The following is an 11,818-nucleotide window of genomic DNA, read 5'->3' on the forward strand; positions in this document are numbered from 1 at the left end:
GATGAGATGTCCAAACACGTACCCATTGAACTTAATCTTCACCAGCACTCACGCGTTCTCGAAGTGAGCTTTGACGACGGCGCCAGATTCAAACTGCCGTGCGAATACCTGCGGGTCTTCTCCCCTTCCGCCGAGGTGATGGGCCACGGGCCCGGGCAGGAGGTGCTGCAGATCGGCAAGGAGGATGTGAATATCGCCCAGATCACCCCGGTGGGTAACTACGCGGTGGTGCTCCATTTCGATGACGAGCACAACACCGGCATCTACTCCTGGGAGTATCTCTACAGCCTGGGCGCCAACTATGAGCAGAACTGGCAGAGCTATCTGAAACGCCTGGAAGAGGCCGGCCACCAGCGTAAGGCGACCAACTGACCGGGTCCGCAATCGGATGCCGTTGGGCATCCGGCGGGCCTGGGTAATCCGGAAAGCCGGCCATTTGTTCCTGAAATGGCAAAAACCCTATACACTCTGCACCATTCAGCAGTCACTGCATCCACCACTCAATCTGTTCAAGGCAGCAACATGACGGAGAATGAATCCACCCACTTTGGTTTCCAGACCATCAAGGCCGAGGAAAAGGCACAACGCGTGCGGGCCGTGTTTGACTCCGTGGCGTCCCGCTATGACCTGATGAACGACCTGATGTCGTTTGGCATTCACCGGCTCTGGAAACGTTTTGCGGTGGAGCTGGCGGGCATCCGGCGCGGTCAGAAGATCCTCGATCTGGCCTCCGGCACCGGCGATCTGGCGGCCCGGTTCGCCGGCCTGGTGGGGCCCGATGGGCTGGTGGTGATGACCGATATCAACGAATCCATGCTCAATCAGGGCCGGGTTCGCATGGCCGATGAAGGGCTGGTGGGCAATGTCTGTTACACCCAGGTAAACGCCGAGCAGATCCCGTTTCCCGACAACAGTTTCGACTGCATCACCATCGCTTTCGGCCTGCGTAACGTGACTGACAAACAGCAGGCACTGAACGAGATGTATCGGGTTCTGCGACCGGGCGGCCGGGTACTGGTGCTGGAGTTTTCCCACCCCCGTGGTAAACCGTTGCAGAGCCTGTATGACTTCTACTCTTTCAAATTCCTGCCCAAGATCGGCAAGGTGGTGGCCAATGACGAGGCCAGCTACCGCTATCTGGCGGAATCTATCCGTATGCATCCGGACCAGGATACCCTCAAGGGCATGATGGAGCAGGCCGGCCTGGAGCGCTGCGATTATCACAACCTGACGGGCGGCATCGTCGCCGTCCATCGTGGTTTCAAGCTTTAACCGGACGCGACAGCCATGAGTCTCTCCGGAGTCGCCATCGCCGGCCTCGAACAGGCCTTCAACCGCTATCTCAACCTGGATCCGGCGGCTGCGGCAAAGATGGCCCGGCTGCACGGTAAAGTGATCGCCTTCGAGCTGTCCGGGCTGAACCAGACCATCTACCTGATCCCCGGTCCCGCCGGCGTACAGCTGTTCACCCGTTGCGAAGATGAACCGGACTGCACCCTGCAGGGCACACCGCTGGCCCTGGCCCGCATGGGCAACCAGGCCACCAGTTCCGACCAGCTGTTCAGCGGCGCGGTGAAGATCAGCGGTGATACCGACCTCGCCCATCAACTGGGCAAGATCCTGGGCGGCATGTCGATCGACTGGGAGGCCCAGCTGGGCCGCTACACCGGCAGCCTGGTGGCCGAAGATGTGGCCGGTGTGGTCCGCCAGCTGGGTGGCTGGGGTCGCCGCACCCTGGATACCCTGGAGCTGGACCTGCAGGAACTGCTGCAAAAGGAGCTGAAGATACTCCCGGAACGGAGTGAGGTGGAACAGTTTCTGGCCGCGGTGGATGCGCTGCGGGACGATGTGGAACGCCTGGAAGCCCGGCTCAAACTGCTGGAACCCAACAAGCACAATCCCCACGAGGAGACCCCGTGATCCGTCCCACCGAGGCGCTGCGCCTGCTGCATATCAACTGGGTGCTGCTGCGCCATGGCCTGGATGAAGTGATCCTGGCCACCCACCTGTTCCGACCGGTCCGTTTTCTGCTCTACCTGTCGCCCTTCTACTGGCTGCGTCGGGGCAAGCTGCCGCCTTACCCGGTGCGCATTCGCCGGGCACTGGAAGACCTGGGACCGATCTTCATCAAGTTCGGCCAGATCCTCTCCACCCGCCGCGACCTGCTACCGGCTGATATCGCCGATGAACTGGCCAAGCTGCAGGACGCGGTGCCACCTTTCTCCGGCCAACAGGCGCGACGCATCATCGAGCAGGCGTTCGGCTACCCCATTGAAGACGTGCTGGACTCCTTCGATGAGACGCCCCTCGCCTCGGCCTCCATCGCCCAGGTCCATACCGCCACCCTGAAGGATGGTAAAGAGGTGGTGGTCAAGGTGCTGCGCCCGGATATCGAGCGGATCATCCGGCGCGATGTGGGCCTGCTCTATATCATTGCCGGGCTGGCCGATCGCTACTGGAAGGATGGCCGCCGTCTGCGTCCCATCGAGGTGGTGCGGGATTATGAGAAGACCATCCTGGACGAGCTGGACCTGCAGCGGGAAGCGGCCAATGCCGCTCAGCTGCGGCGCAACTGGGAAGGTAGTGACATCCTGTTCGTACCGGAGATTTACTGGGATTACACCCGCCATAATGTACTGGTGATGGAGCGCATCCACGGCATCCCGGTGGGCAATATCGCCGCCCTCAAGGCCGCCGGCATCAGCATGGAGCAGCTCGGTATCCAGGGGGTGGAGATCTTCTTCACCCAGGTGTTCCGGGACAACTTCTTCCATGCCGACATGCATCCGGGCAATATTTTCGTGGAACCCGGTGGCCGCTACATCGCGGTGGATTTCGGTATTGTCGGCTCCCTGACCACCGAGGATCAGCGCTACCTGGCGGAGAATCTGCTGGCCTTCTTCAACCGGGACTACTACCGGGTCGCAGAGCTGCATGTGGAATCCGGCTGGGTGCCCGCCGGCACCCGGGTGGAGGAGTTTGAATCGGCCATCCGCTCGGTCTGTGAGCCGATCTTCAACAAGCCCCTGCGGGAGATCTCCTTCGGCCACTTCCTGATCAACCTGTTCCAGACCGCGCGCCGCTTCGATATGGAGGTGCAGCCCCAGCTGGTGCTATTGCAGAAGACCCTGCTCTATATCGAGGGACTGGGCCGACAGCTCTACCCGGAACTGGATCTCTGGGCCACCGCCAAACCGTTCCTGGAGCGCTGGATGAAAGAGCAGGTGGGCCCCAAGGCGTTCACCCGCAAGCTGAAAAAGAACCTGCCCATCATGACCGAGTATGCCGCCGACATGCCGATCCTGCTGCACAAGGTGCTGCTGGACGCGGCCGAGGGTCGCCTGCAACTGAACTGGAAATCGGCTGAGCTGGAGCAGCTGCGCCAGGACAACCGACGCCATCAACGCCATCTGCTGACCGCCATCAGCGGCGCCAGCCTGCTGCTGACCGGTACTCTGCTACTGCTGCTCGGTCCCGGTCAACTGCTGCCCGCCAGCGTAGTCACCCCCGCCGGTATCGGTCTTGCGGGCCTGGGCGGCCTGGCCCTGATCCGCACCTGGTTCAAGGCCTGACCGCACCTCTCAGGAGTCGCCGGACGCCGAATCCTTGCGGTTCATCTGGCGTAACGTCGACCAGGCCATCCAGCCCAGCAACAGTGTGGCCAGTATCAGCACTCCCCAGAGAGACCACTGCTTCCAGTCGTACACCTGACGAATTTCCAGGGCGGCCCGCCCGGCCAGCTCAAACGGTTGGCCGGCACGGATCTGTTCACTCACCAGTTGGCCACGTTCAAGCTCGCTGAAATCGGCCAGCAGGGAGCTGGCTGACGGCAAGCCGGCCGCTGCACTGCCGTAGGCCAGCAGGTAGGGGCCGTCACCCCGGGCGGAAAAGCGCAGCCGGTGGGGAGTCCAGCCAACCCGGATGGTGGGCTGTTGACGACCCAGCCCACCGCTGGCCGCATCCACGGTCAAACGCCAGTAACGGTCCGTGACGCGCCCGACCGGAAGGGCCGTCTGTTCCAGGGGTGTCTCCTGAACCAGCAGCCGGTAGATGGTACCCTGGGCGCGCTGCACCCAGGGGGACCCCGGCGCAGGACGGGAATAGAGCGTGGCCCGGGTGATGGTATTGGACTCCGCCGGCAGCAGTTCGACCGCGCGCACCGGCAACGGACCGGGCAACTCGAACAGGTACTCTCCCTCCTGTGCACCGGAATAGAGTGTGTCAACCGCCAACAGCACCGGTGGCCGCGCTGAACCATTCTCCTGGATCACGGCATCAACGGCGCTCAACGCCAGGGGCATGTCGCCGCTGACCGGGGTCAGGCGGAGAAAGCGCTGGGTCACACCCTGCAGCGGGATCTCGGCCCGCACCAAGCGTTCACCGGCAAACGCCAGATCGGCCATAACCGCCGCCCCCGGCAGCGCACGCCAGTGGGTCAGGTCGTCACTCTGCTCCAACCGGAGTCGTTTGATGAAACCGGTTGACGCATCCGCCCAACGGAGCTGCAGTCGACGGATCGTGAGCGGTCGCTCGCCCTGCCAAAGCTGCAGCAGATAACCGCGCAACACCTCCTCCCGGTCGCGCTGCAGCTGGTGTTGTTCCAGGCTCATGGAGCCGGAGCTGTCCTGTCGGCTGATGCGCATGGAGAGCAGTTGCAGATCCGCCGTCCGACTGCCATACAGCGGGAACAGGGCCACCGGCTCAATCCGTTCACGATCCGGCAGCTGCGCCGTCGGCAGTGTCAGTTCATGGGGTAACCGGTCCCCCTGGCCGTTAAACAGACGCAGATCACCCAGGTCAGCACGCTGCACACCCCGGTAGACCGCCAGGGGTAATTCCAGTTGGTAGAACGGACTGGCGGCCGCCGGTTGCAGCCGGATACCCCAGGCGAAGTCGTCCTGTTCCAGGCCCTTAGGCGAATCGGCCAGCAACTGGCCACCGCACAGCAGGGTCAACATCAGACAGACCCATCTCATCATCCTTCCTCCTGATTCAATGCCACCTTCCCGCTCTGGCGGGGCGGTGCGGGCGAGAAGTATCCCACGATCAATAACAACACCCCGACACCAATAAAGGCGACGATACGGGCCACCGTACCGGTATTGGAGAGATCCACCAAAAACAGCTTCAGCACCACCAGCCCCATCAAGCCGGCTCCCGACAGCCACAGCGATCGGCGACCGGTGCGGGTCCCCGCCAGCATACTGCCCAGGCCGATGCTGGCCCAGAGTACCGCCAGCGCCGCCTGTAACACCTGGGATTGGATCAGCAGATCAGCGTCAAACGGCACTCCGCCCCAGTGGTGCACGGCCCGAACCACCATGCCGTTCAGCCAGAGGAACAGGGCCACTCCGAGACCCGCGAAATAGTAACCGGGCCGGACGCCGTGCTGTTCCAGCCAGTCGTCAGTCCGTTGCCACCACTTGAGCAGCAGCAACAGGATCGCCAGGATAGTCAGATCCAACGGGTTGAGGACCGGCAGATAATCGATCGGCCAGGGATTGCCCGGGCTGACCACATTGGCCAGCATGGCCCAACCGAGCAGATAGACCAGCACTGGTGCCAACACCTGGATGTTGTAAGCCAGAAGATGGCGCTGTACCGGCCAGCGCAGACGTTGTCCCAACGTCAGCAGTCCAAGGGCCAGCAGCATGGGCACCGCACCCCAGGGGATCATCTCCCACAGATGGCTGCCGGCGATCGCCTGGTCCAGCTGCCAGGCCGCTTCAACAGTAAGCAGGAAGGTCAGCAACCAGAAACTGCCGCCATGCCACAGCGGCCGGATCGAAGTTGTGTCGCTATCCTGGCGATAGAGCAGGCCATACTGGACGACAAAGGCCAGCAGCCAGGCCGGCAGGAGCATACCTTTCAGCGGATGGGACAGATCCAACCAGACGCCCAGCACCACGAGACCCAGGGCGGGCAACAGACCCAGGGTAACCAGACGCAGCCGTCCCCAGGGCAGGCGCAATCGCAACCACTCCGCCAGCCCGGCCGTCAGGGCCAGCATTACCAGCAGCCATACCCATTCGATGTAGCCGTTCGCGTAACGATCCAGCTCCTGGATAGCGGCACCCAGCCACCAGAGCACACCCCAGAAGAAGAACAGCGGCGGCACCCACTTTTCGTAGTCAGCCCGCTTGTCCGCATGGCGATCCAGGTAGAAGGCAGTGAACAAACCACCCAGCGCTATCAGCCCGGCCCCCAGGAACTGGCTGTTGACCAGCGGCAACGCATCACCCATCCAGCGACTGTCATCCAGGTAGAGCAGGCCGGCCAGCAGTTGCAGCAGCAGGCCAAACAGCCGCGGCAGGCGCCGCGACTGACGGATGCCGATCCAGATCATGGCCGCCCCTTCCAGCGCCCAGAAGGCGGAGCTGAGCCGACCCTCCAGGGCAAACAGAATCGCCAGGGTGGCAAACACCACGCCGGTACCGAGGAAACTCTCCGACAACATACGCAGCGGATGACCGCCCCGTTTGAACAGCAGGCTGGCCAACAGGATGTAAAACCCGCCCAGCGCAACGGCGCTGAACGCCAGGCCGTAGGGCATGTCCCGCACCAGCGCCGCCTGCAGGCCGGCACTGGCCAGCGGCACACCAAACACCAGGGTGCCATCCACCACCCCTTTCAGGTTGGGCGGTTGGCGCCAGGCAAACAGCACCGCAATGGCGGCGTACATGAGGAAAAAGGCGATCAGGAAGGGCTCGGTGCTGGTGAAGAATTCAGGCTGGTAATAGTGATAACCCCAGAGCGCTCCGATCACGAAGGTAAATCCGAACCCCACCAGGTTGAGCAGGCGCCAGGACTTGAACCAGGCGATCGCCAGTACACCTCCATTGAGCAGCAGGTAGTAACTGAACAGGGCGACGTGGCTCCCCTCCCCGGTGGAGGTGAGCACCGGGGCCAGAAATCCCCCCGCCGTGGCCAGAATCGCCAGGGAACTGGCGTTCTGTAGCAGGGCCAGCAGGGCCGTGAGGGTGACGAACAGCAACAGCATGCCGAAGGCGAGCGTTGCCGGCAGCAGGCTGTAGAGGCGCAGGGCCGAGAACACGGTGAGATAGAGCAGACCGACAGCGCCGCCCTGCAACGCCAGACCATAAAGCGCCCGCCGGCTGCGCAGGCGCCAGCCCAGGATCAGCAGAACCATACCGGCCACCGCCACCCCCATGAGGCGGAACTCGATGGAGATCTGGCTGTGCTCGGCGGCATATTTGAGCAGAAAGGCGACACCGAAAAAGAGTACGATCACTCCGACCCGGACAATCAGGTTGCCACCGGTAAAGTAATCCCGAATCCATGCCACCGCCCGGTCGAACAGATTGGCTGCGTGGGGTTCCGGTGTTGGCCGCACCGATGGGCGGGATGGGGAACGGGGTGGCGGCGTCTCCTCCACCAGTTCCAGGTCGAAGTCCAGCTCTTCCGGTTCCGCTGACAAAGCCGCTGCCGATGTCGCCGGCGGGACCTCGCCCGCTTCCCCGGCAGTGGCCTCCGCCGGGTGCGCCAGACGGCTGCGCAACTGCTCCAGTTCCCGATCCAGCTGCTCCAGCCGTCGACCCTGGCGGTAAGCCGTACCCAGCAGAAAACCGATAAGAGCACCAAATATCGCCGCCGATGTGCCCAGTAATCCGGCGGAAATCACCCCGCCAAGCAGGGCCAGGGTATATGCCATAAACGTTCCCTATTAAGATTGGTGCAAAATAGCCTAAAGTTACCACGAAGCACCGGTCGATTCTGTCCATCATCGACAATTTTCCGCAACCGGAGAGCCGACCTGTTTCAATCGGCGCGCAGTTCCCGTACCAACCGGAAACCGGTGTCATCGCTCCGGCGGGTGGGAAAGTCCCGCCAGCGATTGGCTGGACGCACCTCCTGGTGGGGAAAACTCCAGGCGCCGCCCCGGATGACCCGCTTACCGCACTTGCCATCCCCTACTCCGGCGTCCTGACCGGGGGGGATGGAAAAATCATCCCGCCAACACTCCTGAACCCATTCAAAAACATTACCGGCCGTATCGTGCAACCCGAAGGGATTGGGCAGAAACCGTCCTACCGGGGCACTCTTCTCCCCATCCCAGAGACTGCCGCAGTCGGCACAGTTGGCCTGCCCGGGGACAACATCGTCACCCCACCAGTAGCGACTGCTGGTGCCACCACGGGCGGCGTACTCCCACTCTGCATCGGTCGGCAACCGGTAGCGTTGCCCGGTCCGACGACTGAGCCAGTCGGCGAAGCGATTGGCATCTACCCAGGTCACATTGACTACCGGGCGGTCGCCCCGCCCCCAACCCTGGTCGTCCGGCCGGCGATGACCGGTATCCCGGCAGAACCGGTCATACTCTTCGAATGTCACCTCGTAGACTCCGATAGCGAAGGGTTGCAGGGAGACCAGACGGGTCGGGCGCTCATCGCCATCCCCGTCACCCTGCAGGTCACCCTGGGTATAACGGCCCCCCCGCAGCACCCGCATCTGGGGTCCCGGTGTACCATCCCGCATCCGATCCTGGATCAGGTTGGCCGGGTTGAGTCGCTGCAGAGATCGAAACAGCGGCGGGTGACCGGGGCGGTTGACCCGCAGCGCCAGTTGGCTCAGTTCGGTGATGGGAATTGTCAGGGTGACACCAACAGCGGTCTCCACCACCACGCTCTCCAGATTGAATTTTCCCTGTAGCACTTCACCGGTATTGGTCACTATCTGGGCCAGGTAGTCGTCACCCTCATCGTCCGTGGCCACATCCAGCCGCTGGATTTCATCGGGATTGGTCAACCTGGGTCCATCCTGACCGATCAGGGGTAACAGCCCGGTCAGGAGACGGGCGGCAAAGCGGTCACCACTCCGGGTAATTACCGAATCCGGGCTCCGAAAGGGCCTGGGGCGAAACTGGCGGTGGGCGAACAGAATGTCGGAGATATCCTCCGTTGCCACCGGTAACAGGGGATCCAGTACCCGCAGTACGGTGACTCTCCGCTCCTTCAATCGGCCGCTGAAACGATCGCCCCGATGGGTCTGGATCAGATCTGACTGATCCGCCCCACCCCGCCGCAGGAGCGCCATCTGCGCATAGGGGATGGTTACCTCTCCATAGCGGGTCACCAGGGTAAAGTAAGGCTGAGCCACCGTGCCGTTATAGATATCACCATTGTTCAGGGTCACCACGTCATAACCGTCGGCCAACACCGGGTGAACCACTATCGTGGCGATCAGGGTCAAGTGCAGATACCACCGGCAAAGCTTATCGGGGGGCATGGCTACCTCCGTGCTTGTTCTTATGCTGTGGCCATGGGCCGGGGAGCGCTGCCGTTCCCCGCCATGTTTTGCTATCTTGTCATACATCGATTTACCCATACCAGGGATAATTAGCGTGACCAGAAAAGTTGGTATCCTCACCGCCGGTGGTGACAGCCCGGGACTCAATGCCGCCATTCGGGGCGTTGGCAAGAGCGTGCAGGGACACTACGGCATGGAGTTGATCGGCTTTCGGGACGGTTTTCGGGGCCTGATGGAGAACCGCTCCATGCGCCTGGATGGGGAGCAGTTGTCCGGTATCCTGACCCAAGGTGGCACCATTCTCGGTACCAGTCGGGACAAGCCGCACCGCATGCTGGTGAACGGTAAGCCCACCGACATGACCGAAACCATTGTGCGCAACTATCGGCAACACCGGTTGGATGTGCTGATCTGCCTGGGCGGTGGCGGCACCCAGAAGAACGCCCTGCGCCTGAAACAGCAGGGACTCAATATCATCACCCTGCCGAAGACCATTGATAACGATGTGGCTGGGACGGACACCAGCTTCGGTTTTGATACCGCGTTGGGTATCGCCACCGAAGCAATCGACCGGTTGCACAGTACCGCCCACAGCCATCACCGGGTCATCGTGGTGGAGATCATGGGGCACCGGGCCGGCTGGCTCGCCCTGGGGGCCGGTATCGCCGGGGGAGCCGACGTGATTCTGTTACCGGAGATCCCCTATGATATCCGGCGGGTCGCTGAAGCGATCCGCCAGCGTGCCCGGAACGGCAAGCGCTTCAGTATCGTGGCAGTGGCGGAGGGCGCCCGCTCGTTACAACAGGTAGCCAGGTTCCGGGCTATTCAAAAACGCAAAAAGAAGGCCTCCAACAAGCATGACAAACAGCGCGCCAGGGAAAAATTGGCGGCGCTGGAGGCGGATCACCTGGGTAATCACACCGTCCGGCTGTCGGAACAGCTGGAGCAACTCACCGGTTTGGAGAGTCGGGTCACCATCCTTGGCCATGTGCAACGGGGTGGTTCACCGTCGACGGCGGACCGATTGCTGGCCACCCGCCTGGGCAGCGCCTGTGCCGACCTGATTCAGCAGAAGTGTTACGGAGTGATGGTGGCGGCGGCCGGGGAAGCAGCCGTCCCGGTACCCCTGGAGGAGGTGGCCGGTGTGAAGAAGCTGGTGCCCCTGGATCATCCCTGGATCCTCAGCGCCCGCCGTGTCGGCACCAGCCTGGGGGATTGAAACGGTGACGGTGGGGTAGCTAACGCGCCAGCCCCGCCTCCACCTCATCACGTTTTTCCCGGCCGGCCAGCGCCTCGACCAGGGTCAGAGCGAAATCCATCGCGGTACCGGGACCCCGGGAGGTGATGACCTGACCGTCCCTGACCACCGCGGATGCGGCCAGCTGCACATCGCCCAGCTGCATGCCCTCCAACACCCCCGGATAAGCGGTGGCCTGACGGCCATTCAGCAGTCCTGCATTAGCCAGCACTTTAGGCGCCGCGCAGATCGCCGCCGTGAAGCCCTGGTGTGACGCCACCCGTTCCAGCAGCGCATGAATACGTGGATCCCGATCCAGGTGGTCGGCACCCGGTAATCCCCCCGGCAGTGCCACCATATCGAAGGGCTGTTCCAGCACCTCATCCAGCGTCACATCCGGTTGCAGTACCACGCCACGACTGGCGGTCACCGGTCCCGGTTCCAGACCCGCCGTGACCACCTCCTGACCGGCCCGACGCAGCAGGTCGATAATGGTTACTGCTTCAAGCTCTTCGCAACCGTGGGCGAGGGGGACGAGGATGCGTGCCATAGGGTTCTGCTCCTTTGGTAGTTGATCATTTCCGAGGCGGGTATCAGGCGCACACCCAGTGCCTCCATATCCGCCAACCGTTGCGCCAGCACCTGGCTGGTTTCCGGATAGGGGTGACCGATACCGATGGCGTAACCCTGGCGGCGGGCCCGCTTCAACAACTGGTCGAACTGGCGACTGATAGCCGCCGGATCGCGACTATTATCCAGAAACACATCCCGACTGGCACTCGGCACCTGGTACTCCACTGCCAATTGCCTGGCCACTGTGGCCAGGGTGGTGCGGCTGTCGATAAAAAACAGATCGCCCCGGGAACGTATTCCCTGCATGAGCCAGGCCATGGCGCCGGGGTGGCGGGTCAACAGGCTGCCCATGTGGTTGTTGATGCCTTTGACGTAGGGAACCGCTTTCAGATTCTCCTCCAGGGTGCGCTTGAAGGCGGTCTCGGTCATGTGCAGGGTCAGGGCGCCGGGGCCCAGGGCATTGCCATCATGGGATTGCATGGGCAGGTGCAACATCACCTCTTTGCCTGCAGCGTGAGCCTTAAGGGCCAACCGGTTGGCGTGGGGGGTGTGAGGCAGGAACGCATAGGTCACCGGACCCGGCACCGCCAGAGCAGCATCGCCCCACCCCCCGTGGTTACCCATGTCATCGATAATGATGGTAATCACCGGAGTGGCGGCGGCACCGGCCGATCCTGCTGGCCAGGCAAAGCCCAACAACAGTAGCAGCAGAGTCAGTCGGCACCCACCTGTTGCGGTCAT

10 protein-coding genes are annotated in these 11,818 nt (G+C 62.5%); 5 read left to right on the forward strand and 5 right to left on the reverse strand.

All coding sequences use genetic code 11. The features are described 5' to 3' along the window. The first annotated feature begins 6 nt into the window (after positions 1-6). The 4 genes from AAY24_RS12725 (at position 7) to ubiB (ending at position 3,572) form a co-directional block, all read left to right on the forward strand. Positions 7-372, forward strand: coding sequence for a gamma-butyrobetaine hydroxylase family protein (locus tag AAY24_RS12725; RefSeq protein ID WP_046860002.1), 366 nt, complete (start codon positions 7-9; stop codon positions 370-372). Positions 373-522: 150 nt separating this feature from the next. Beyond that, positions 523-1,272 (forward strand): bifunctional demethylmenaquinone methyltransferase/2-methoxy-6-polyprenyl-1,4-benzoquinol methylase UbiE, encoded by a 750-nt coding sequence (gene ubiE / locus AAY24_RS12730; RefSeq protein WP_046860003.1) that lies wholly within the window; start codon positions 523-525, stop codon positions 1,270-1,272. A gap of 15 nt (positions 1,273-1,287) precedes the next feature. Then, positions 1,288-1,920 (forward strand): ubiquinone biosynthesis accessory factor UbiJ, encoded by a 633-nt coding sequence (locus AAY24_RS12735; protein ID WP_046860004.1) that lies wholly within the window; start codon positions 1,288-1,290, stop codon positions 1,918-1,920. After that, complete coding sequence (ubiB, locus tag AAY24_RS12740; RefSeq protein WP_046860005.1) at positions 1,917-3,572, forward strand: ubiquinone biosynthesis regulatory protein kinase UbiB; 1,656 nt, start codon at positions 1,917-1,919, stop codon at positions 3,570-3,572. Before AAY24_RS12735 ends, ubiB begins: the two co-directional genes overlap by 4 nt. Before the next feature lie 9 nt (positions 3,573-3,581). Here the strand turns inward: ubiB and AAY24_RS12745 are convergent, their stop codons facing one another. The 3 genes from AAY24_RS12745 to AAY24_RS18585 all read right to left on the reverse strand — a co-directional run bounded on the left by AAY24_RS12745 (position 3,582) and on the right by AAY24_RS18585 (position 9,246). Then, the gene (locus tag AAY24_RS12745) at positions 3,582-4,979 is read right to left on the reverse strand and encodes a DUF3999 domain-containing protein (protein ID WP_082117139.1); all 1,398 of its coding nucleotides are present in this window, start codon (positions 4,977-4,979) and stop codon (positions 3,582-3,584) included. Then, entirely contained in the window at positions 4,976-7,672 is a 2,697-nt protein-coding gene (locus tag AAY24_RS12750; protein ID WP_046860007.1) for a DUF2339 domain-containing protein, read from the reverse strand. Before AAY24_RS12750 ends, AAY24_RS12745 begins: the two co-directional genes overlap by 4 nt. A gap of 107 nt (positions 7,673-7,779) precedes the next feature. Continuing rightward, positions 7,780-9,246, reverse strand: a complete 1,467-nt coding sequence (locus AAY24_RS18585; protein WP_199930373.1) for a formylglycine-generating enzyme family protein — start codon at positions 9,244-9,246, stop codon at positions 7,780-7,782. A 115-nt stretch (positions 9,247-9,361) separates the two neighbouring features. Between AAY24_RS18585 and AAY24_RS12760 the strand changes: the two genes are divergently transcribed. Then, positions 9,362-10,486, forward strand: coding sequence for a 6-phosphofructokinase (locus AAY24_RS12760; protein WP_046860008.1), 1,125 nt, complete (start codon positions 9,362-9,364; stop codon positions 10,484-10,486). 19 nt (positions 10,487-10,505) lie between these two features. Here AAY24_RS12760 and AAY24_RS12765 read toward each other — a convergent pair whose 3' ends face one another. Further along, positions 10,506-11,054 carry a DJ-1 family glyoxalase III gene (locus tag AAY24_RS12765; RefSeq protein WP_046860009.1) on the reverse strand — a complete coding sequence of 183 codons (549 nt, stop codon included), beginning with the start codon at positions 11,052-11,054 and terminating at the stop codon, positions 10,506-10,508. Then, entirely contained in the window at positions 11,000-11,818 is an 819-nt protein-coding gene (locus AAY24_RS12770; RefSeq protein WP_046860010.1) for a divergent polysaccharide deacetylase family protein, read from the reverse strand. Before AAY24_RS12770 ends, AAY24_RS12765 begins: the two co-directional genes overlap by 55 nt.

The sequence above is a fragment of the Sedimenticola thiotaurini genome, assembly GCF_001007875.1.
GTDB lineage: Bacteria > Pseudomonadota > Gammaproteobacteria > Chromatiales > Chromatiaceae > Sedimenticola > Sedimenticola thiotaurini.